The 21,355-nt window shown below is 73.7% G+C and carries 16 protein-coding genes, 1 tRNA gene and 1 pseudogene; 11 read left to right on the top strand and 7 right to left on the bottom strand.

What is annotated here, in order from left to right; translation table 11 throughout:
• Positions 1 to 23: 23 nt before the first annotated feature.
• From ACF1BN_RS18055 to ligD, 6 genes and pseudogenes are all read right to left on the bottom strand, one after another.
• The gene (locus tag ACF1BN_RS18055; RefSeq protein WP_392332568.1) at positions 24 to 1,313 is read right to left on the bottom strand and encodes an ATP-binding protein; all 1,290 of its coding nucleotides are present in this window, start codon (positions 1,311 to 1,313) and stop codon (positions 24 to 26) included.
• A 224-nt stretch (positions 1,314 to 1,537) separates the two neighbouring features.
• Positions 1,538 to 2,293, bottom strand: a pseudogene (locus ACF1BN_RS18050) (hypothetical protein); the annotation flags it as partial.
• A gap of 231 nt (positions 2,294 to 2,524) precedes the next feature.
• Positions 2,525 to 2,956, bottom strand: coding sequence for an NUDIX hydrolase (locus ACF1BN_RS18045; RefSeq protein ID WP_392332567.1), 432 nt, complete (start codon positions 2,954 to 2,956; stop codon positions 2,525 to 2,527).
• Positions 2,953 to 5,136, bottom strand: coding sequence for a PBS lyase (locus tag ACF1BN_RS18040; RefSeq protein WP_392332566.1), 2,184 nt, complete (start codon positions 5,134 to 5,136; stop codon positions 2,953 to 2,955). The genes ACF1BN_RS18045 and ACF1BN_RS18040 overlap by 4 nt, the downstream gene beginning before the upstream one ends.
• 320 nt (positions 5,137 to 5,456) lie before the next feature.
• Positions 5,457 to 6,377, bottom strand: coding sequence for a DNA ligase (locus tag ACF1BN_RS18035; protein WP_392332565.1), 921 nt, complete (start codon positions 6,375 to 6,377; stop codon positions 5,457 to 5,459).
• A complete protein-coding gene (ligD, locus tag ACF1BN_RS18030) occupies positions 6,374 to 7,258 on the bottom strand; it encodes a non-homologous end-joining DNA ligase (RefSeq protein WP_392332564.1) in 885 nt (294 codons plus the stop codon). The genes ACF1BN_RS18035 and ligD overlap by 4 nt, the downstream gene beginning before the upstream one ends.
• Before the next feature lie 50 nt (positions 7,259 to 7,308).
• Between ligD and ACF1BN_RS18025 the strand changes: the two genes are divergently transcribed.
• The 3 genes from ACF1BN_RS18025 to ACF1BN_RS18015 all read left to right on the top strand — a co-directional run bounded on the left by ACF1BN_RS18025 (position 7,309) and on the right by ACF1BN_RS18015 (position 10,419).
• Positions 7,309 to 8,385, top strand: coding sequence for a Ku protein (locus tag ACF1BN_RS18025; protein WP_392332563.1), 1,077 nt, complete (start codon positions 7,309 to 7,311; stop codon positions 8,383 to 8,385).
• A 105-nt stretch (positions 8,386 to 8,490) separates the two neighbouring features.
• On the top strand, positions 8,491 to 9,336 hold the full coding sequence (locus tag ACF1BN_RS18020; RefSeq protein WP_392332562.1) for a PP2C family protein-serine/threonine phosphatase: 846 nt from the start codon (positions 8,491 to 8,493) through the stop codon (positions 9,334 to 9,336).
• A gap of 105 nt (positions 9,337 to 9,441) precedes the next feature.
• Positions 9,442 to 10,419 (top strand): MASE1 domain-containing protein, encoded by a 978-nt coding sequence (locus tag ACF1BN_RS18015; protein WP_392332561.1) that lies wholly within the window; start codon positions 9,442 to 9,444, stop codon positions 10,417 to 10,419.
• 91 nt (positions 10,420 to 10,510) lie between these two features.
• On the opposite strand, the gene ACF1BN_RS18010 is transcribed toward ACF1BN_RS18015, so the two are convergent.
• Positions 10,511 to 10,582, bottom strand: a tRNA-Arg gene (locus ACF1BN_RS18010).
• A gap of 167 nt (positions 10,583 to 10,749) precedes the next feature.
• Here ACF1BN_RS18010 and ACF1BN_RS18005 point away from each other — a divergent pair.
• From ACF1BN_RS18005 to ACF1BN_RS17970, 8 genes are all read left to right on the top strand, one after another.
• Positions 10,750 to 11,211: a response regulator gene (locus ACF1BN_RS18005; RefSeq protein WP_392332605.1), complete on the top strand. Its 462-nt coding sequence runs from the start codon at positions 10,750 to 10,752 to the stop codon at positions 11,209 to 11,211.
• 159 nt (positions 11,212 to 11,370) lie between these two features.
• Complete coding sequence (gene nrtL, locus ACF1BN_RS18000; RefSeq protein WP_392332560.1) at positions 11,371 to 12,333, top strand: ArgS-related anticodon-binding protein NrtL; 963 nt, start codon at positions 11,371 to 11,373, stop codon at positions 12,331 to 12,333.
• Between the two features lie 16 nt (positions 12,334 to 12,349).
• Positions 12,350 to 13,741: a diaminopimelate decarboxylase gene (gene lysA, locus ACF1BN_RS17995; RefSeq protein ID WP_392332559.1), complete on the top strand. Its 1,392-nt coding sequence runs from the start codon at positions 12,350 to 12,352 to the stop codon at positions 13,739 to 13,741.
• Between the two features lie 140 nt (positions 13,742 to 13,881).
• Positions 13,882 to 15,171, top strand: a complete 1,290-nt coding sequence (locus ACF1BN_RS17990) for a homoserine dehydrogenase (protein WP_392332604.1) — start codon at positions 13,882 to 13,884, stop codon at positions 15,169 to 15,171.
• Between the two features lie 6 nt (positions 15,172 to 15,177).
• Complete coding sequence (gene thrC / locus ACF1BN_RS17985) at positions 15,178 to 16,248, top strand: threonine synthase (protein ID WP_376596040.1); 1,071 nt, start codon at positions 15,178 to 15,180, stop codon at positions 16,246 to 16,248.
• A 320-nt stretch (positions 16,249 to 16,568) separates the two neighbouring features.
• A complete protein-coding gene (gene thrB / locus ACF1BN_RS17980; protein ID WP_360318431.1) occupies positions 16,569 to 17,486 on the top strand; it encodes a homoserine kinase in 918 nt (305 codons plus the stop codon).
• Between the two features lie 428 nt (positions 17,487 to 17,914).
• On the top strand, positions 17,915 to 19,942 hold the full coding sequence (gene rho, locus ACF1BN_RS17975) for a transcription termination factor Rho (RefSeq protein ID WP_392332558.1): 2,028 nt from the start codon (positions 17,915 to 17,917) through the stop codon (positions 19,940 to 19,942).
• Positions 19,943 to 20,156: 214 nt separating this feature from the next.
• Positions 20,157 to 21,254: an LCP family protein gene (locus ACF1BN_RS17970; RefSeq protein WP_392332557.1), complete on the top strand. Its 1,098-nt coding sequence runs from the start codon at positions 20,157 to 20,159 to the stop codon at positions 21,252 to 21,254.
• The last annotated feature ends 101 nt before the right edge of the window (positions 21,255 to 21,355 follow it).

Here is a 21,355-nt window from a genome sequence, read left to right as displayed (position 1 = left end):
TGACGGTGTGCCGTGCGGGTGGTTCATCCGTCCGCGGTGTCGTCGTCGAACCGCACGTACTCCGGCAGCCGGATCCGCGCCTCCGCCCCGCCCTCCCGCGCCCGGCCGAACTCCAGCTCGGCGCCGATCACCTCCGCCTGCCCCCGGGCGATGGTCAGCCCGAGGCCGTGCCCCTTGCCGCCGCTCTCGGTGCGGAAGCGCTGCGGACCCGAGGCGAGCAGGTACGCGGGATAGCCCGGACCGTGGTCCCGCACCGTCACGGTCGCCCCGTCCACCGTCACCACCACCGGCGGGCCGCCGTGCAGGTGGGCGTTGGCGACCAGATTCCCCAGCACCCGTTCGAGCCGCCGCCGGTCCGTCTCCACCGTCGTGTCCCGGACGATCCGCACCTCCGTCTCCGTGCCCGAGGCCCGCACCACCCGCTCGACCAGCGGCCCGAGTTCGTGCACGGCCAGATCGACCGTCTCGTTGCGGGCGTCGAGCCGGGAGATCTCCAGCAGGTCCTCGGTCAGCCCGCGCATCGTCCGCACCCGGTCCCGGACGAGCTCCGCCGGCCGGCCCTCGGGCAGCAGCTCGGCGGCGGCCGAGAGCCCGGTCAGCGGGGTGCGCAGCTCGTGCGCCACGTCCGCGGTGAACCGCTGCTCGCTCTGGAGCTTGCGCTGGAGCGAGGAGGCCATGGTGTCGAGCGCCCCCGAGACCGTCGCCACCTCGTCCTGCGGGCGCCGGGGGTCCTTCGTCCGGGGGTCGTCCACCCGCGCGTCCAGGTCCCCCGCGGTGATCCGGCGGGCCACCTGCGCGGTGGCGTGGAGCCGCCGGGTGACCCGGGTGACCGCCACGACGCCGACGGCGAGGGTCGCCGCGATCGCCAGGATCGAGGAGCCGACGATCGACCGGTCCAGGGCGTCGATGGTGCCCGCGCCCACGGTGTGGTCGACCCGCACCGCGAGGGCGTGCCCGTCCGCCGGACCGGCCGCCCACATGGTGGCCCGGCCCCGGTGGTCGGCGACCACGGTCCCGCGCTCGCCCCGCGCCGTCAGCTCCCGCAGCTCCTCGGGGAGCCCGGGCGGGTCGAGCCCGGCGAACGGCGGCAGCGGCTCGCCCGCCTCGTACAGCCGGGTCACGTCCGTGAGGCGGGCGAGCGCCTTCTCCCGCGCGTCCCGCACGGTCTGCCCGGTCACCGAGACGTGCACCAGGGTGCCGAGCAGCGCGGCCAGCGCGCAGCACATCACGGCGATGAAGACCGCGGCCTTCCAGGTGAGCGTCGCGGTCCAGGCGGGCGCGCGCGGCCGTCCGGCCCGGCGGGGGCGGCTCATGGGGTGCTTTCCGGGGGCGTGTCCCGGGCTGGGTCGGGGGTGCTTTTCGGGGTCGTGTCCGGGGTCGGGGCGGGGGTGCTCTGCGTGGTCGTGTCCGGGGCCGGCTCGGGGGCGCTCTTCGGGGTCCGCTCCGTGGGTGGGCCGCCGGTGACGGAGCCTCGCGGGGTGCCTGGGGTGCCTGGGGTGCCTGGGGTGCCTGGGGTGCCTGGGGTGCCTGGGGTGCCTGGGGTGCCCGGGGTGCCCGGGCTGTCCGGGGTGCGAGAGGTGCGCGGGCTGTCGGGGGTGTGCGGGGGCGTCCGTACCGGCACGATCTCGTCCCGCGCCGGAAGCATGCTGTGCTGACGCTCGTCCCACGACCACGCGGTCCGGTACTCGTACCCGGGGATCCCCGCCGAGGCCGCCCGTACGATCAGGTCGCGGCCGGCCAGCTCCACGCTGATCACCTGGTCGACGGTGGACATCACCCGGGTGAGCCCTCCCCGCTCGGCGAGGTACACCCGGACGGCGACCTGCTGCTCGGGCATCCGGATCCCGACGATCAGCTCGTCCCGGCCGTTGCCGGTGAGGTCCCGGTAGTACGGCGACAGCACCGGGCACGCCGCCGGCGCGGTGTCGCACGCGAGGATCGCGCGGGCGGTCTCCTGGTACATGCCGTCGCCGCCGGTGTACGTGTCGGGGTGGGCCGCCACCTCCGCGCGGACCACCGCGACCGGGTCCACGGTCCGCACGTCGGCGTTCCGCACGGTGATCCCCGGCACCCGCTCGGTGTCCGTCTCCCCGTAGTCCACGGGCGGATCCGAGGCGGGCGGCAGCTCCGGCCAGAGCCGCACCGGCCCCACGGCGGTCGGCGTCGGCCCGTCACTCTCCAGCCCTCCGCCGGTCCCGCAGCCGGCCAGCGCGACGAGCGCGGCGGCGGCGAGGACGGCGGTGCGGACTCTCACGGGGCTCCCAGGTCGGACGGGCGGTCTCGGAAAGACCATATGTCCAATTAGGGAAGGTCATCCCCCTCGGGGCGCGCGGGCGGCACCGGACGAACCCCGGTGGGCGCGCGCACGGGCGGGTGCGCGCACGGGTCGGCGTTGCTCACCGGCAGGCGCTCACCGGCCAGGTGTGCTCAGCGGCCGGCGTCCTCACCGGCAGGTGTGCTCCGCGGCCAGGTGTGCTCACCGGCGGGCGCGCTCAGCGGTCGGCGTGCTCAGCGGTCGGCGTGCTCACCGGCCGCGCAGCAGGCGTACCGCGTCCGCGGCCGCGGGGGAGAGCGGGACGTCCGGCAGGTCGGGCAGGGGGACCCAGGCCGCGGCGTCGGTGGAGCCGCCCGTCTCGGAGACCGCGGGCACCACGCCCGCCGGCAGGCCGACGGCGTAGAAGAGCGCGGTCAGGTGCCAGTCGACACCTCCCCGGCGGGCCGTGTAGCTCCGCGCGTCCAGCAGTTCGGCGCCGACCGCCTCCAGACCGGTCTCCTCCCGGAGCTCGCGGACCAGCGCCTCGACGGGCTGCTCGCCCGGGTCCACGCCGCCGCCGGGCAGGTGCCACAGCCCCGGGGCGAAGACCGGAGAGGCGTCCGAGAGCCGGGTCAGCAGGATCCGGCCCTCGCGCACCGCGAGGGCGTACGCCGAGACCCGCGTCCGCACCCGTCCGCTCATCGGCCGCCGCCCTCCGCGTGCCCGATCCCGTCCCCGGCCGCCCGCCCGTCCTGCCACGGCCGGGCCGGACGCTCCATCAGGGCCAGCGCCGCCCGGCACAGGGTCAGCAGCTTCTCGTCCTGGTGGACGTCGTGGCTGCCGGAGGCACCCTCCCGGGCGTTGTGCCGGCGCCGCCGGGTCAGCTCGGTGAGGATCGGCAGCTGCGCCGCCGCCGCGGCCGGGCCCATCTCGGCGAGGCACGCGGCGATCTCCACGCGCGCGTGCCGGTTCTCCTCCCAGGCCGCGAGCAGCACCGGCAGCGTCCGCTCCGTCTCCCCCGACACCCGCCACAGCGCCGCCGCGCACCGCACCCGCTCCCACAGGTCCCGCGAGGTCAGCCCCGGCCGCAGAGCCCGCGCCGCCCCGGCCGCCGCCGGACCGATCGCGCCCAGCGCCTGCGCCGCCGCGCACCGGTCCGCGCCCGACGCCCCGGGCCGCAGCCGGCGCACCAGGGCCGGCACCACCGCCTCCGCGTCCCCCTCGACCGCCCACAGGGCGCGCGCCGCCGCCGTGGCGACCGACGCCGTCTCCGCGCCCAGCAGCTCCCGCAGCTCGGGCACGGCCTCCCGGGCCGCGGGCCCGAACGCGCCGAGGGTCCGCGCCACCGCCTCCCGCACCCACTCGCGCCGGTGCTCCGGAGCCCCGCGCAGCACCCGCAGCACCTCGGGCAGCGCCTGGCCGCCCCGTACCGCCGCCAGCGCGTACAGCAGCGGCGCCGCCCGGTCGTACAGGTCCTCGTCCAGCTCCACCGCCGCGAGGCGCCGCCGCAGCAGCGGCGCGAGCCCCGCCGCGGCCGGGCCCAGCCCGTCCACCGCGTACAGCAGCTCGCGCCGGACCTCGCCCCGCCCCTCCAGCGCCCGCGCGAGCAGCGGCACGGCGCGGACGTCACCGCTCCGCGCGAGCGCGAGGAGCGCGCCGTCCCGCCCGGTCCTGCCGGTGAGCTCCGCCAGGCCGCCGCCGACCGGAGCCCCGCCCGGCCGCTCGGCGAGGACCCCGGCCAGCGCGTCGGCCGCGGGGGAGCCCAGCTCGAAGAGGCGCTCCAGGAAGGAGGTGGCGGCCTCGCGGAGCCGGGCGTCGGGATCGGCGAGCTGCGCGCCGACGAGCGCGACGACCTCCTCGTACCGCCCCCGCCAGAGCCGTATCAGCCCGCCGCACAGCCAGATCGCGTCCGAACGCTGCCCCGGGTCAGGGCTCCGCAGCTGCGCCAGGATCAGGGCGATCCGGTCGTCCACCCGGTCGTCCAGCGCACCGTGCAGCGTCCGCAGCAGCTCCTCCGTCCACGGCGTCCGCCGCTCCGCCACCTGCTCCCCGAGGAGCTCGCGCACCTGCCCCACCAGCGTCACCGGTATCCGCGCGGCGGCGGTCTCACCGCCCCCTTCGTCCGGGACCGGCGCCGTCCGGATCTCCTCCAGGAGCTCCGTCACCCGCCGCACCACGTCCTCCGGGATCCGCCCGGGCGCGCAGCGCGCCAGCTGGGCCAGCGCCGCGAGCCGCAGCCCCGGGTCCTGCGCCGCCCGTGCCAGCCAGCCCAGCCAGTCGACGGTCTCGGCGCGCAGCGAGGCGTGCCGCAGCGCGATCCGCCCGACCGCCTCGACCAGCGCGAGCCGCACCTCCGTGTCCGGCTCCACGGTCAGCCGCTCCCGCAGCAGGGTCAGCACGCGCGCGGGGTCCGGGTGCAGCGAGGCCAGCGCCACCGGCGCGGCGAGCCGCACCTCGGGGTCGGCGTCGTCGACCAGACCGAGGAAGACGTCGGCGCCGGCGGCGACGGCGGCGGCGGCCATCGCGAAGTTCGCGGCGGGGACGAACTCGGCGTCGGCCGGGCCCGGACCGGCCGGTCCGTCCAGGTCGTCGTCCTCGTCGTCGAGCTCGATCCCGCCGATGCTGGTGAGCAGTTCGACGATGCCGCCGCGGTCCTGGACGGCGGGGTCGGCGACGAGCTCCAGGAGGAAGGGGATGCAGGCGAGCGTGGAGTCGTACACGTCGCCCTGGTGGTGCACCGCGCCGTACATGCCGTCGAGGCCCGTCTCCCGCTCGGCGGGGTCGGGCGAGGCGAGAGCGCGGAGCAGGGCCGGCACGTCGTCCGCGGGGCCGTAGGCGTGCCCCAGCGAGGCCCAGTCGACCTCCTCGATCCCCGTCAGCATTGCCAGGCCGCCTTCCCCGTGAGCCCTTCACCAGGCAGCAAGTGTGCACCACGGGACGCCTGTCGACGCCGAACGGGAGCCACCCGCCCCACGGCCGGGGAGCGTTCCGCTCGGTTTGCGCCATGTACGGCGCGAGGACCGGTCGTTGCGCACGATTCCGGCCCCGCGACACCCTCCATGCGTGCGCGTGGGGAGGTTCCGCCTCGCCTTCTCCACGGCCTCGGCCGCCACACCCTCCACGCGTGCGCGTGGGGAGGGGACCGGGAAGAGGCTGCGGTTCTCGCGGCTGCGCACCCTCCACGTGTGCGCGTGGGGAGGGCTCAGACCCCCTCGCCCCGGAACCGTACGAAAGCGGCGGACTCGTGCCGCCCGGCGACCTGCCGCAGCTCGACCGCGGGCGGCCGGGCGATCCGCAGCACCGGCCCGTGCTCGGGATCGGTCTCCGCCGTCACGCCGCCACCGGTCTCCGCGACCCGGGCACCGACCTGCCGGGCCTGTACGGGGGTGAGCCGCGGCGTCGTCGTCAGGGTCCGCCCGTCCGGCAGCCGGACCAGCAGCGCCCGCGGCCGGCCGGCCGGCCCGACGAGCCCCACCAGCTCCGCGTCCACGGTCTCGGCGTGCCGCACCTTCCGCCAGGACCAGGTGGAGCCGGAGCGGTACGCCGAACCCATCGCCTTGGCCACCACCCCCTCCACCCCCGCCTCCCGCAGGTCCCGGAACCAGGCGCGCGCGGTCTCCTCGTCGTCCGTGGCCAGCACCCGCTGGAGCGGCGGACCCACCTCGCGCAGCGCCGTGCCGAGCAGCTCCCACCGGTCCCGCAGCGGCAGCGCCCGCACGTCCCGGCCGGGCACCGCGAGCAGGTCGAAGGCGATGTACGAGACCGGCACCCCGGTCCGCTTCCGGTCGGCGTGCGAGCGGAGCAGGTCGGTGAAGCTGAGCCGTCCCTCCCGGTACGCGCACAGCTCGCCGTCCAGCACGATCCCCGGCGGCAGCCGCTCCGCGAGCGCCGCCGCGATGTCCGGGAACTCGGGGGAGAGGTCGCGCCGGGACCGCGACTGGAGCACCACCCGCCCGCCCTCCAGGACGAACGCGAGGGCCCGGAACCCGTCGAGCTTCAGGGAGTACTGCAGGTCGCGGGGCGGCGGCGCCTGGCCGGGAATCTCCTCCGCCGTCCGCGGCCGCATGACGTCGACCGGCGGCAGGAGCACGACCCGGCCACCGCCGCCCCGGCTCCCGTTCACGGCACGGCCCCCGCCCGCCCCGCGTCGAACAGGGGCCCCAGCAGCTCCCCGTACCGCTCCAGACGTGGCGCGATGTCGCCCATCACGAAGGCGAGGCCGGCGGGGTCGGCACACGCCTCGACCTCCTCCCAGGTGACCGGCGCGGAGACGGTCGGCCGCTCGCGGGCCCGGAGGGTGTACGGGGTCGCGGTGGTCTTCGCGGCGGCGTTCTGGCTGTGGTCGACGAAGACCTTCCCGCCGCGCAGGGCCTTCGCCATCCGGTGGGTGACCAGCCGGGGCAGCTCCGCCTCCGCCTCGACGGCGAGCCGCTTCGCGTAGGCGGACACCTGCTCGGAGGGGGTCGGCACGAGGGGGACCAGCAGATGCAGCCCCTTGGCGCCGGAGGTCTTGGCGAGGGCTTCGAGCCCGTCCCCGGCGAGCCGCTCCCGCAGGTGGAGGGCGACCCGGCAGCAGTCGACGACCGTGGCGGGCGGCCCCGGGTCGAGGTCGAGGACGAGCCGGTCGGCGACGGCGAGGGCGGCGGCCGTCCACTGCGGGGTGTGGAACTCGACGACGAGGTTGGACGCCCACACCAGCGAGGGCAGGTCCTGGACCATCACCTGCCGGGCCCGCGGGTCCTCGGTGCGCGGCACCGGCGTGGTCGCCACCCAGGCGGGCGTACCCGGAGGCGGGTTCTTCGTGAAGAAGAGCTGCCCGCCGGGCCCGTCCGGATAGCGGAGGAAGGAGACCGGCCGGTCGCGCAGATGCGGCAGGATCGCCGCCTCGACAGTGGCGTAGTAGTGCAGCAGCTCGCCCTTGGTGGTGCCCGTGGCGGGGTGGATGACCTTGCCGAGGTTACTGAGCGTGATGCGCCGCCCCGCCACCTCTGTGATGGGCGTCATACGATGAGACTCCCATATTTCCCGCCAGACCGGCACGAAGGGTAGGAACCGTGCGATCTATCTGGAACGGCGCCATATCCTTCGGGTTGGTCAGCATCCCGATCAAGCTGGTGAACGCCACCGAGAGCCGGTCCGTCTCCTTCCGCCAGATCCACGTCGAGGACGGCGGCCGGATCCGCTACCGCAAGGTCTGCGAGCTGGACGGCGAGGAGGTCGGACAGGCCGAGATCGGGAAGGCGTACGAGGACGCCGACGGGACCATGATCCCGATCACCGACGAGGACCTGGCCGCGCTGCCGCTGCCCACCGCCAAGACGATCGAGATCGTCGCCTTCGTCCCGGCGGGCGACATCGATCCGCTCCAGATGGACGCCGCCTACTACCTCTCCGCCAACGGAGTCCCCGCCGCGAAGCCGTACACCCTCCTGCGCGAGGCCCTGAAGCGCAGCGACAAGGTGGCCGTCGCCAAGTACGCCCTGCGGGGGCGCGAACGCCTCGGCATGCTCCGGGTCGTCGATGACGTCATCGCCATGCACGGCCTGCTCTGGCCCGACGAGATCCGCGCCCCTGAGGGGGTGGCCCCCGAGACCCCGGTGACGGTCCGCGAGGCCGAGCTGGACCTGGCGGACGCCCTGATGGCCACCCTCGGCGAGGTCGACATCACCAGCCTGCACGACGACTACCGCGAGGCCGTCGAGGAGATGATCGCGGCGAAGGCGGCCGGCGGTGAGGGCGTGGCACCCCCCGAGCCGGGCGAGGAGGGCGAGGGCGGCCAGGTGATCGACCTGATGGCGGCCCTGGAGAAGAGCGTCCGCGACGCGAAGGAGGCCCGGGGCGAACCGGCGGAGGTCACCGACATCAAGAGCCGCCCGGCGAAGCGGACCGCGGCGAAGAAGGCGGCGGCGAAGAAGACGACGGCCGGGAAGGCCGCCACGGCGGAGAGGGCGGCCGCGAAGAAGGTCCCCGCGAAGAAGACGACGGCGAAGAAGGCCTCGGCGAAGGAGACGACGGCGAAGAGGACGACGGCCGGGAAGCCGCCCGCCAAGAGGCAGGCCGCGAAGAAGCAGCCCGCCGAGAAGCAGGCGGCGACCACCCGGAAGAGCGCCTCCGGCAAGCGCTCCGCCTGACCGTGATGCCGCTCCCCGACCATCGCGGAAACGTTTCATGCATTACGGTGTAGAAGCGATAAATGCCCCTATTCAGGTGACCTGTCCACCTTGAGGTCGCGAGCGATGAGCCACAAGCACCACTCGGGCGACGGCGACGAGCTGCTCGCCCGCCTGGGCTCGCTGACCGCCCAGGCGCGCCGGCACGCGGAGCTCCAGCGTTCCCAGGTCGAGCTGGCGCTCGCCCTCCAGCGCGACATGCTGCCCTCCCAGCTGCCCGAGGTTCCCGGCTTCCGGCTCGCCGTCTCGTACGCACCCGCCTGCACCGGCCTCAACGTCGGCGGCGACTGGTACGACGCCTTCGTCCTGCCCGACGGCCGCCTCGGCCTCTCCATCGGCGACGTCCAGGGCCACAACATCGAGGCGGCGGCGCTCATGGGCCAGATACGGGTGGCCCTGCGCGCGCTCGCGTCGGTCGGAGGCGAGCCGGGCGAACTCCTCGCCCGGACCAACGACCTCCTCCTCTCCCTCGGCGGCACCCTCTTCGCCACCTGCACCTTCATGCGCCTCGACCCCGCCACCGGCCTCCTGGAGAGCGCGCGGGCCGGCCACCTCCCCTTCGTCTGGGCGACGGCCGACGGCAGGTCCGGCACCTCGCAGGACGCCGGAGGGCCGCCGCTCGGCGTCCTGTCGGGCGCCGAGTACCCCGTCACCCGCTACCGCCTCACCCAGGGCGGAGTCTTCGTCCTGCTCACGGACGGCGTCGTGGAGGGCCCCTCGCTCCCCGTCGACGAGGGCCTCGACCAGGCCGTCCGGCTCGCCGGCATCGCCGCCGTCGCCGGCCTGTCGCCGGAGTCCGTCGCCGCCGCCGTGATCAAGGGCGCCGAACGCGTGGGCCAGGAGGACGACGCGGCGGTCCTGGTCGTGGGCCACGACGAACGCGGCACACCCCCGGCGGACCCGCGGCCGTGAGGGAGGGCCCGTAGGGACCGCCGTTCACCCGGATCCCACCCGTTTCACCCGGGAAGCCGGACGGAACACCCTCTCCCCTCGCCGCCGGGCCCGGGCCGTTGTCTGATGGCTGATGTGCCGATTGCCAAGGAGTTCGATCCGCGCCGGACGGCCCTGGTGGCCGTCCAGAGCCTCGCGGTCGCCGCGGCCTACTTCGCCGCCGGGCGGCTCGGGCTCACCCGGCAGCTCGTCGTCGAAGGCGCGATCTACACCCCGATCTGGCCCCCCACGGGCGTCGCGCTCGCGGCCTTCCTGATCCTCGGCCTCCGCGTCTGGGGCGGCGTCGCCCTGGGCGCCCTCCTCGTCATCGCGTCGATCGCGACGCTCCGCCCCGTGGCCCTGGTCAACGTCCTCGGCAACACCGCCGCCCCGGTCTTCGCCTACCTCCTGCTGCGCAAGGCCGGCTTCAGCACCCGCCTGGACCGGCTCCGCGACGGCCTGGCCCTGGTCTTCCTCGGCGCCTTCGCGGCGATGACGATCAGCGCGACCACCGGTGTCGGCGTCCAGGTCCTCACGGACCGCCTCCCGGCCGAGGACTTCTGGGCGGTCTGGCTGGCCTGGTGGGTGGGCGACGCGATGGGTGTCCTGCTCGTCACCCCGGTCCTGCTCCTCCTGAGGGACGCCAGGCCCCCCTTCCGGATGGGGCGGTGGAAGGAGGTCGCGGGCCTCGCCGCGGTCACCCTCGCGGCCGTCGCGATCGCCGCCAACAGCCACATGAGCCTCCTCTACCTCGTCTACCCCCTCCTGATCTGGGCCGCCCTCAGCTTCCAGCTCGCCGGCAGCACGCTCTGCGCCCTGTACGCCTCGGTCATGGCCACCGTCGCCGCCACCGACCAGACGGGCCCCTTCGCCGACCTGACCCAGATCGAAGTCATGATCAAACTCCAGACCTTCAACGGCACCATGGCACTCACGGCCCTCCTGCTCTCCGCCGTGATCACCGAGCAGCTCAACACCCGCCGCTCCGTGGAACAGGCCTGCGAAGAACTCCTGGAGGTCCTGGAGCACCTCACCGCGGGCGAATCCCGCCCCCCGCCCCCCTGACCCCCGCGCCCACCCCGGCGCGCACATACAACAAGACCCCGCTCTCAGCGTTTCCGCTGATCACGGGGTCTGTGTGGCACTTCCTGCGAAGTGCCCCCGGCAGGATTCGAACCTGCGCACACGGCTCCGGAGGCCGTTGCTCTATCCCCTGAGCTACGGGGGCTTCGTCGCGCTCTGTGGCGACGGGTAGAACCCTACCAGCTCTCTCGGGGTGCCTGTGAACAGGTATTTCCGGGGCGTCACCAGGGGGTGTTCGCTCGCGCGGGTCGGAAGTGGGCAAAACCCGGACGCAGCCCCTGGGGGCGGCCTACTCTCGTTCACGTGTCAGGCATGTCCGGGCGGGTGCTCGTTGTCGACGACAACAAGGTCATCCGGCAGTTGATCAGGGTCAATCTCGAACTAGAGGGGTTCGAGGTCGTGACCGCGGCCGACGGTGCCGAGTGTCTGGACGTGGTGCACCGCGTCCGGCCCGACGTCGTCACCCTCGACGTCGTCATGCCGAGGCTCGACGGCATCCAGACCGCCCAGCGGCTGCGGGAGGACCCGCGGACCCGCCACCTGCCCGTGGCCATCATCAGCGCCTGCGGAGAGGGCGAGGCCGCACCGGCGGCGGACGCCTTCCTCGCCAAGCCCTTCGAGCCGGCCGAGCTCGTACGGGTCGTCCGCCAGTTGCTGCACCGGGAACCCCGGCAGCGGCGCCAGGCCGGGACGCCCGACGCGGGAGAGGAGCCGTCCGCAGGGGACGGGACCACGGGCAGACCGGCCGCCGGGAGCATGCGCCCCGGGCGCTGAGCGCGCGGGGCGGCCACCCCGCCGACCTAGGGGTTCGCCCCGTACGCCCATGCGGGGCGACCCCCGTCGACCTCGGGCTTCACCCCCGGAACCCGGGCGGGTGCCCGGATGGCGAAACCGGTTCGCGTTCCGACCCCCCTCCTCCCCTAGGCTGGGACCGTGACCCCCGCGGACCTCTCCCTCACCGTGCAGCACGCCGTGCGCCGCGCGGTCGACGACGGTGCGCTCCGGGTCGACGTCCCGCCGCGCGTCAAGGTCGAGAAGGCCCGGCCCGGCGGAGTGGGGGAGTACGCCAGCAGCATCGCCCTCTCGCTCGCCCGGCCCGCCGGGCGGCCCGCGCTCGACGTCGCCGCCGAGCTGAAGACCCGGCTCGACGGCGCCGCCGGGATCCTCGCCGTGGACATCACCGGGCCCGGCTTCCTGAACTTCACCCTGCGGCGCGGGAGCGGCGCCGCACTCGTCCGGGCCGTCCGCGCCGCCGGACCCTCGTACGGGCGCGGCGACGCGCTCGCCGGACAGACCGTGCGGTTCGAGCCCCCGGCCGAGGCCCGCGCCTCCGTCGTCGTCGGATGCCTCATCGGACTGCTGCGCGGACAGGGCGCCGACGCGGACACCGCGGCCGGCGGCGAGCGGCCGTACGTCCATCCCGGCGCCGACGAGACCGCCCTGCTCGGGACCGACGCCGCCCGCTGGCGGCTGCTGCGGGCCGCACCGCAGGACCGGCCACTCGACGGCCCCCCGCTCCTCGCGCGCCACGAACGCAACGGGCTCTTCCGCGTCCGGTACGCCCACTCCCGCGCCCAGCGGCTCCTCGTCAACGGAGCACAGCTCGGCGTCCTCCCCGCGTACGACACCGACGTCGAGGACCCGCTCGCCGGGCTGCTCCGCGACCACCCCGACGTCCTCCTCGCCGCCGCCCGCCACCGCGCCCCCGACCGGGTCGCGCGGCACCTCGAAGCCGTCGCCGACGCGCTGCTCGGCTTCCAGCACACCGTTCTGCCGCTCGGCGACGAGAAACCCTCGGTCGCCCACCGCTCCCGGCTCGCGCTCGCCGAAGCCGCCGGGACGGTGCTCGCCGGCGGCCTCTCCGTGCTCGGCATCAGCGCACCCGACCGGATCTGAAAAGAGCAGACCAGACATGAGCCGTTCCGCCCACCCCGCCGGCCCCCGCCACGCCGACGTGCTCCCCGAGGGCCACTACACCGCGCCGCCCGCCGACCTGAACACGCTCGACCCCAAGGTGTGGGCGCGGACCGTGGACCGGGACGAGCAGGGCGTCGCGACCGTCGGCGGACTGCGCGTCACCGACCTTGCCGAGGAGTTCGGGACCCCCGCCTACTTCCTCGACGAGACCGACTTCCGCGCCCGCTGCCGCGCCTGGGCCGAGGCCTTCGGCGCCGACGCCGACGTCTTCTACGCCGGCAAGGCGTTCCTCTCCCGCGCGATCGTCCGCTGGCTCCACGAGGAGGGCCTCAACCTCGACGTCTGCTCCGGCGGCGAGCTGGCCACCGCCCTGTCCGCCGGGATGCCCGCCGAGCGGATCGCCTTCCACGGCAACAACAAGAGCGAGGAGGAGATCCGGCGGGCCGTCGAGGTCGGCGTCGGACGGATCGTCCTCGACTCCTTCCAGGAGATCGTCCGGGTGGCCCACGTCGCCCAGTCCCTCGGCAAGCGGCAGCGCGTGCAGATCCGCGTCACGGTCGGCGTCGAGGCGCACACCCACGAGTTCATCGCCACCGCCCATGAGGACCAGAAGTTCGGCATCGCGCTCGCCGGCGGGCAGGCCGCAGAGGCCGTGCGCCGGGCGCTGAGGCTCGACGGCCTGGAGCTCGTCGGCATCCACTCGCACATCGGCTCCCAGATCTTCGACATGGCCGGCTTCGAGGTCTCCGCCCGTCGCGTCGTCCAGCTCCTCGCCGAGGTCCGCGACGAGCACGGCGTCGAACTCCCCGAGATCGACCTCGGCGGCGGCCTCGGCATCGCGTACACCTCCGCGGACGACCCGCGCGAGCCGCACGAGATCGCCAAGGCCCTCGGCGAGATCGTCAGCCGCGAGTGCGAGGCCGCCGGACTGCGCACCCCCCGCATCTCGGTCGAGCCGGGCCGCGCCATCGTCGGCCCGACCGCCTTCACGCTGTACCGGGTGGGCACCATCAAGCCGCTCGACGGGCTGCGCACGTACGTCAGCGTGGACGGCGGCATGTCGGACAACATCCGCACCGCCCTGTACGACGCCGAGTACAGCGTCAGCCTCGTCTCCCGCGTCAGCGACGCCGAGCCGATGCTCTCCCGGGTCGTCGGCAAGCACTGCGAGAGCGGCGACATCGTCGTGCGCGACGCCTTCCTCCCCGCCGACCTGGCGCCCGGCGACCTGCTCGCCGTGCCCGCCACCGGCGCCTACTGCCGCTCCATGGCGAGCAACTACAACCACGCCCTCCGGCCGCCCGTGGTGGCGGTCCGGGACGGCGAAGCAAGGGTCATCGTCCGCCGCGAGACGGAGGAAGATCTCCTGCGTCTCGACGTCGGCTGATGAAATAGTCGGGTGATGGAATCGATGTCTCAGGATCCGGACGGAGGGCTGAATCCGCCGTCCGGTGAGTGAGACTTGTCCCCATCCCCGCCAGAACCGTAGAGATACGAATCAGAAGTACGAGAAACGAGGGTCGGATGATGCGTACGCGTCCGCTGAAGGTGGCGCTGCTGGGCTGTGGAGTTGTCGGCTCCGAGGTGGCGCGCATCATGACGACGCACGCCGACGACCTCGCCGCGCGCATCGGCGCGCCGATCGAGCTCGCCGGCGTGGCCGTCCGCCGGCCCGACAAGGTCCGCGGCGGCATCGACCCCGCGCTGATCACCACCGACGCGACCGCCCTGGTCAAACGCGGGGACATCGACGTCGTCGTCGAGGTCATCGGCGGGATCGAGCCGGCCCGCGCCCTCATCACCACCGCCTTCGAGCACGGCGCCTCCGTGGTCTCCGCCAACAAGGCGCTGCTCGCCCAGGACGGCGCGACCCTCTACGCCGCCGCCGAGCAGCACGGGCGCGACCTCTACTTCGAGGCCGCCGTCGCCGGCGCCATCCCGCTGATCCGCCCGCTCCGCGAGTCCCTCGCCGGCGACAAGATCAACCGCGTGATGGGCATCGTCAACGGCACCACGAACTTCATCCTCGACAAGATGGACTCGACCGGCGCCGGCTACCAGGAGGCCCTGGACGAGGCCACCGCGCTCGGGTACGCCGAGGCCGACCCGACCGCCGACGTGGAGGGCTTCGACGCCGCCGCCAAGGCCGCCATCCTCGCGGGGATCGCCTTCCACACGCGCGTGCGCCTCGACGACGTCTACCGCGAGGGCATGACCGAGGTCACCGCCGCCGACTTCGCCTCCGCCCGCCAGATGGGCTGCACCATCAAGCTGCTCGCCATCTGCGAGCGCGCCGCCGACGGCGAGTCCGTCACCGCGCGCGTGCACCCGGCGATGATCCCGCTGAGCCACCCGCTGGCCTCGGTCCGCGAGGCGTACAACGCGGTCTTCGTCGAGGCGGAGGCCGCCGGGCGGCTCATGTTCTACGGCCCGGGCGCCGGCGGCTCGCCGACCGCCTCGGCCGTTCTCGGCGACGTCGTCGCCGTCTGCCGCAACCGTCTCAACGAGGCGACGGGCCCCGGCGAGTCCGCGTACACCCAGCTGCCCGTGAGCCCCATGGGCGACGTGGTGACGCGGTACCACATCAGCCTCGACGTGGCCGACAAGCCGGGCGTCCTCGCCCAGGTCGCGACGGTCTTCGCCGAGCACGGGGTGTCGATCGACACCGTCCGACAGCAGGGCAAGGACGGCGAGGCCTCCCTCGTCGTCGTCACCCACCGCGCGGCCGACGCAGCCCTCTCCGGGACCGTCGAAGCGCTGCGCAAGCTCGACACCGTGCGCGGTGTCGCCAGCATCATGCGTGTTGAAGGGGAGTAAGGACCCATGACCAACAAGGGCACCCACCAGTGGCGCGGCATCATCGAGGAGTACCGGGACCGCCTTCCGGTCACGGACACGACGCCGGTCGTCACGCTCCGTGAGGGCGGTACGCCGCTCGTCCCCGCTCAGGTCCTGTCCGAGCGCACGGGCTGCGAGGTGCACCTCAAGGTCGAGGGCGCCAACCCCACCGGTTCCTTCAAGGACCGGGGCATGACCATGGCCATCACCCGGGCGAAGGAGGAGGGCGCCAAGGCGGTCATCTGCGCCTCCACCGGCAACACCTCGGCCTCCGCCGCCGCGTACGCGGTGCGGGCCGGGATGGTCTCCGCGGTGCTGGTGCCGCAGGGCAAGATCGCGCTCGGCAAGATGGGCCAGGCCCTCGTGCACGGCGCGAAGATCCTCCAGGTCGACGGCAACTTCGACGACTGCCTGACGCTGGCCCGCTCGCTCTCCGAGAACTACCCGGTGGCGCTGGTCAATTCGGTCAACCCGGTCCGCATCGAGGGCCAGAAGACCGCCGCGTTCGAGATCGTGGACATGCTCGGCGACGCGCCCGACATCCACGTGCTGCCCGTCGGCAACGCCGGCAACATCACGGCCTACTGGAAGGGCTACACCGAGTACGCCGCCGACGGTCTGGCGACCCGCCGTCCGCGCATGTGGGGCTTCCAGGCGTCCGGTTCGGCCCCGCTGGTCCGCGGCGAGGTCGTCAAGGACCCGTCGACCATCGCCACCGCGATCCGCATCGGCAACCCGGCCTCCTGGCAGTACGCGATCGCCGCGCGCGACGAGTCGGGCGGCTTCATCGACGAGGTGACGGACCGTGAGATCCTGCGCGCCTACCGCCTGTTGGCCGCGCAGGAGGGCGTCTTCGTGGAGCCCGCCTCGGCCGCCTCGGTCGCCGGTCTGCTGAAGGCCGCCGAGCAGGGCAAGGTCGACCCGGGCCAGCGGATCGTCTGCACGGTCACCGGCAACGGTCTGAAGGACCCCGACTGGGCCGTCGCCGGCGCCCCGCAGCCCGTCACCGTCCCGGTGGACGCCGCGGCCGCCGCGGAGCGGCTCGGACTGGCCTGATCCCGCTGCCCCGGACGGGGGAGCGGACGCTCGGGAACGAGCGGAAACTCCCCCGACGGGGTGAGCCGACTGGTCGAAACCCGATCAGGAACGTACATAGGCGCACAGGTTGGCGCGCGACACGCACCGTGCGCCTCCCGTGCGCCCTATGTCGCCGCAGAACCTTCCTTCGATAGGCTGTACCGAACCCGCCCCGGCGCATATGCGCGGTGTCGTTGCCGTTGTCGCCCCTTCGCGGCCGAACGGCCGAAACGGCCCCCCGGGTTCCCCGCACTTCTCTTGAACACCCCGTTGCCGCAGTCAAGGAGAGTCATCGAGCGATGGCCGGTCCCGCGTTCCGCGCCGCCGCCGTACGGGTGCGCGTCCCCGCCACCAGCGCCAACCTCGGCCCGGGCTTCGACGCCTTCGGCCTGTCGCTGGGCCTCTACGACGACGTGGTCGTCCGGGTCGCCGACTCCGGGCTGCACGTCGACATCGCCGGAGAAGGCGCCGAGACGCTCCCGCGCGACGAGAGCCACCTGCTCGTACGCTCCCTGCGTACGGCCTTCGACCTGCTCGGCGGGCAGCCGCGCGGCCTGGAGGTCGTGTGCGCCAACCGCATCCCGCACGGCCGCGGCCTCGGCTCCTCCTCCGCCGCCATCTGCGCCGGCATCGTCGCCGCCCGCGCCGTGACCATAGGCGGGGACGCCAAGCTCGACGAGGCCGCCCTGCTGGAGCTGGCCACCGAGATCGAGGGCCACCCCGACAACGTCGCCGCCTGTCTCCTCGGCGGTTTCACCCTCGCGTGGACCGAGGCCGGTGCCGCGCGGGCGATCAGGATGGACCCCTCGGATTCCATCGTTCCGGTGGTTTTCGTGCCCGGCAAGCCGGTGCTGACGGAGACCGCCCGGGGCCTGCTGCCGCGCACCGTCCCGCACGTCGACGCCGCCGCCAACGCCGGTCGCGCCGCCCTCCTCGTCGAGGCCCTGACCCGCCGCCCCGAGCTGCTGCTCGCGGCCACCGAGGACCGGCTGCACCAGGAGTACCGGGCCCCCGCGATGCCGGAGAGCATCGCCCTCGTGAACCGGCTGCGGGCGGACGGCGTGCCCGCGGTCATCTCCGGCGCGGGCCCCACGGTCCTCGCGCTGGCCGACAACGGGACGGCCGACAAGGTCGCCCTGCTCGCGGGCGAGGGCTGGGCCGCCAACCGGCTCGACCTCGACGCGCCCGGAGCGAGCGTGCTGCCGCTGGCGCCCTGACGGCGCTGCGGCGGACGCCGTACGGGACGCCGGGCAGCGTCCTGAACACGCGATTGCCGGTGAGTGAGAGGGGGAATGTTTGTTGGAGCCGGTAGTGTTAACCTCAAGTCTGCACCCGACCTCTTTGTGGAGCGGTGCGGAGTGTCCCCTCAGGGACCACCCATTCTTCCGGGAGCCTCCCCAACTGCCTGAGCAGCCTGCCTGAGCAGTTTCGAGCACGCTCCGGAACCGGCACGACACCCCTCGCTCTTTCCGTGCGAGGGCCGAGCAGGGGGCGCTCGGGCCGGACCCACAGCACGTTTTCTCCTCTCGCCGCATCCCGGCGGGACCACCGCCCCGGACACGGTCCGCCAACCAGGACCGCTGCCGGACAGCACAACCGGTCGCCGAGCCACAGGGCCGACGTCCGCTCCAGGGAAGGACCCTTCGTGAGCGACACCACCGATCTGATGGGCGTGACTGCCGACGAATCCGTCGACGCCGCCGCGCCCGCCGCAGGTGCTGCCAGTGGCGGCACCGCACGGCGCCGCCGCTCCGGCACCGGCCTCGAGGGCATGGTCCTGGCCGAGCTGCAGCAGGTCGCGTCCGGCCTCGGCATCAGGGGCACCGCGCGGATGCGCAAGAGCCAGCTGATCGAGGTCATCAAGGAGGCGCAGGCCGGCGGCGGTGCCGCCGCCCCCGCCAAGGCCGAGGCCCCCGCCGAGGCCAAGCCGAAGCGCCGCGCCACCTCCAAGGCCCGTACGGGCGAGACCGCCGAGGCCGCCGAGCCGAAGGCGGAGAAGGCCGAGCAGGCCCCCGCCCAGCAGCAGATCGACATCCCGGGCCAGCCGTCGAAGTCGCCCGCCGCCGAGCAGGGCGAGGAGCAGCCGGCCGGCGAGCGCCGCCGTCGCCGCGCCACGGCCCCCGCCGGTTCGCCGGACGGCGCCGAGGCCCCGCAGGCCGTCAAGACCGAGGCCCGTGCCGAGACCCGTACCGAGGCCAAGGGCGAGCCGCAGGGCGACAAGGCCGAGGCCGCCGCGGACACCGCCGAGGGCCGCACCCGCCGGGACCGCCGCGACCGCCGCGACCGCCAGCGCGAGCGCGGCAAGGGCGACGACCAGCAGCAGGGCGGCGGTCAGCGCAAGGACCAGCAGCGCCAGGGTCAGGGCCAGGGCCAGCAGCAGGGCCAGAGCCAGCGTCCGCAGGGCGGCGGCCTCCCGCAGGACGACGACGACGACTTCGACGGCGGCCGCCGCGGCCGTCGCGGGCGCTACCGCGACCGCCGGGGCCGTCGCGGGCGTGACGAGTTCGCCGCCGGTGAGCCGCAGGTCTCCGACGACGACGTCCTGATCCCCGTCGCGGGCATCCTCGACATCCTCGACAACTACGCGTTCATCCGGACCTCGGGCTACCTGCCCGGTCCGAACGACGTGTACGTCTCCCTCGCCCAGGTCCGCAAGAGCGGCCTGCGCAAGGGCGACCACCTCACCGGCGCGGTCCGCCAGCCGAAGGAGGGCGAGCGCCGCGAGAAGTTCAACGCGCTGGTCCGCCTCGACTCGACCAACGGCATGGCGCCGGACTCCGGCCGCGGCCGCCCCGAGTTCAACAAGCTGACCCCGCTCTACCCGCAGGACCGGCTCCGCCTGGAGTCCGACCCGGGCGTGCTGACCACGCGGATCATCGACCTCGTGTCGCCGATCGGCAAGGGCCAGCGCGGTCTGATCGTGGCCCCGCCGAAGACCGGCAAGACCATGATCATGCAGGCGATCGCCAACGCGATCACCCACAACAACCCCGAGTGCCACCTGATGGTCGTCCTGGTCGACGAGCGTCCGGAAGAGGTCACCGACATGCAGCGGTCGGTGAAGGGCGAGGTCATCTCCTCGACCTTCGACCGCCCGGCCGAGGACCACACCACCGTCGCCGAGCTGGCCATCGAGCGCGCCAAGCGCCTCGTCGAGCTGGGTCACGACGTGGTCGTCCTGCTGGACTCCATCACCCGCCTGGGCCGCGCGTACAACCTCGCGGCGCCCGCCTCCGGCCGCATCCTGTCCGGTGGTGTCGACTCGACCGCGCTCTACCCGCCGAAGCGCTTCTTCGGTGCCGCGCGCAACATCGAGGACGGCGGCTCGCTGACCATCCTGGCCACCGCGCTGGTCGACACCGGCTCGCGCATGGACGAGGTGATCTTCGAGGAGTTCAAGGGCACCGGCAACATGGAGCTCAAGCTCGACCGGAAGCTCGCCGACAAGCGGATCTTCCCGGCCGTCGACGTCGACGCCTCGGGTACGCGCAAGGAAGAGATCCTGCTCGGCAGCGACGAGCTCGCCGTCACCTGGAAGCTGCGTCGCGTGCTGCACGCGCTCGACCAGCAGCAGGCGATCGAGCTGCTGCTCGACAAGATGAAGCAGACGAAGTCGAACGGCGAGTTCCTCCTGCAGATCCAGAAGACGACGCCGGGCGGCAACAACGACTGACGTCGTCGTCGAGGAGACTCGCGTCACATCACGAGCGCCGACCCCCGAGTCGTAACCCGTTCGTGACCTGCGCAAACACCGTGCCCATCGCTCCCCGAGCGGTGGGCACGGTGCGTTATCGACAGCTCGCGCCCCGAAACCTCACAGGTCCGTATGCAACCCTTTCGGATGCTTCGCCGTCACATCAGGTGAACCATAGGCCCGAGGGAAGACGATGACCGAGCAGAACCAGAGCGGGCGCGCACGCGGAGGCGCCACCGGACGCCGCCGCAAACCGCCCGCCAAACGACGCCGCCGGATCGGCATAGCCGTGTCCGGCGCCACCGCCGTGCTCGTCCTGGCCGGCGCCGGACTCGGCTACGTGTACCTCAAGCTCGACGGCAACATCCAGGGCGTCGACATCAACGCCCAGCTGGGCACCGACCGCCCCAAGAACGTCGACAACGGCTCCATGGACATCCTCGTCCTCGGCTCCGACTCCCGCTCCGGCGACAACGGCGCCTACGGCAAGGACGAGGGCGGCGCCCGCTCCGACACCGCGATGGTCCTGCACGTCTACGAGGGCCACAAGGCGGCGAGCGTCGTCTCCATCCCGCGCGACACCCTCGTCGACCGCCCCGCCTGCACCGACGGGCAGGGCACCCGGGTCGCCGGCGAGAGCCGCGCCATGTTCAACACCGCGTACGAGGTCGGCGGCCCCGCCTGCGCCGTCAAGACCGTCGAGGCCATGTCCGGCATCCGCATGGACCACTACGTCGAGGTCGACTTCACCGGCTTCAAGAAGCTCATCGACACCCTCGGCGGCGTGGAGATCACCACCACCCGGGCCATCAAGGACTCCAAGAGCCACCTCGACCTGGAGCCCGGCACCCACACCCTCGACGGCGAGCAGTCCCTCGGCCTCGTCCGCACCCGCAAGAGCGTCGGCGACGGCAGCGACCTCGGCCGCATCCAGCTCCAGCAGGCCTTCATGAAGGCCTTCATCGAGCAGATCAAGGACGTCGGCGTCGGGACCAACCCCAAGAAGCTCCTCGACCTCGCCGACGCCGCCACCAAGGCCATCACCCCGGACTCCGAGCTCGACTCCGTCCAGGAGCTCATGGGGTTCGCCCAGGGCCTCACCGGCATCTCCGCCGACAAGGTCCACATGGTGACCCTCCCCGTCGAGTACGACCCCCGGGACCCCAACCGGGTCGTCCCCGTCGAGGAGAAGGCCCAGCAGGTCTGGAAGGCCCTGGAGCGCGACCGGCCGATCCCCGCCGCGGCCACCGAGGACACCGCCACCGGCCAGGCCGAGGGCGTCGTCCGCTGAGCCCGGACGGGCCCCGGACACCCCCGGGGAATACCGGCGGCCCCACCCCGGTTTGGGGAGATGCGGCCGGTCCTGGCAGACTGGTACGTCGGCCCCGGTTC

Source organism: Streptomyces sp. NPDC014861, assembly GCF_043081625.1.
Lineage (GTDB): Bacteria > Actinomycetota > Actinomycetes > Streptomycetales > Streptomycetaceae > Streptomyces.
Note: the sequence above shows the minus strand (reverse complement) of the source record. Positions and strands in the feature narration are given on the sequence as shown.

What these genes read in the sequence shown, in the direction of transcription:
- ACF1BN_RS18055 (WP_392332568.1), bottom strand. Translation starts at nt 1,313, where the DNA reads ATGAGCCGCCCCCGCCGGGCCGGACGGCCGCGCGCGCCCGCCTGGACC.
- ACF1BN_RS18005 (WP_392332605.1), top strand. Translation starts at nt 10,750, where the DNA reads ATGTCCGGGCGGGTGCTCGTTGTCGACGACAACAAGGTCATCCGGCAG.
- ACF1BN_RS18015 (WP_392332561.1), top strand. Translation starts at nt 9,442, where the DNA reads ATGGCTGATGTGCCGATTGCCAAGGAGTTCGATCCGCGCCGGACGGCC.
- ACF1BN_RS17990 (WP_392332604.1), top strand. Translation starts at nt 13,882, where the DNA reads ATGCGTACGCGTCCGCTGAAGGTGGCGCTGCTGGGCTGTGGAGTTGTC.
- lysA (WP_392332559.1), top strand. Translation starts at nt 12,350, where the DNA reads ATGAGCCGTTCCGCCCACCCCGCCGGCCCCCGCCACGCCGACGTGCTC.
- ACF1BN_RS18045 (WP_392332567.1), bottom strand. Translation starts at nt 2,956, where the DNA reads ATGAGCGGACGGGTGCGGACGCGGGTCTCGGCGTACGCCCTCGCGGTG.
- ACF1BN_RS18040 (WP_392332566.1), bottom strand. Translation starts at nt 5,136, where the DNA reads ATGCTGACGGGGATCGAGGAGGTCGACTGGGCCTCGCTGGGGCACGCC.
- thrC (WP_376596040.1), top strand. Translation starts at nt 15,178, where the DNA reads ATGACCAACAAGGGCACCCACCAGTGGCGCGGCATCATCGAGGAGTAC.
- thrB (WP_360318431.1), top strand. Translation starts at nt 16,569, where the DNA reads ATGGCCGGTCCCGCGTTCCGCGCCGCCGCCGTACGGGTGCGCGTCCCC.
- ligD (WP_392332564.1), bottom strand. Translation starts at nt 7,258, where the DNA reads ATGACGCCCATCACAGAGGTGGCGGGGCGGCGCATCACGCTCAGTAAC.
- ACF1BN_RS18020 (WP_392332562.1), top strand. Translation starts at nt 8,491, where the DNA reads ATGAGCCACAAGCACCACTCGGGCGACGGCGACGAGCTGCTCGCCCGC.
- ACF1BN_RS17970 (WP_392332557.1), top strand. Translation starts at nt 20,157, where the DNA reads ATGACCGAGCAGAACCAGAGCGGGCGCGCACGCGGAGGCGCCACCGGA.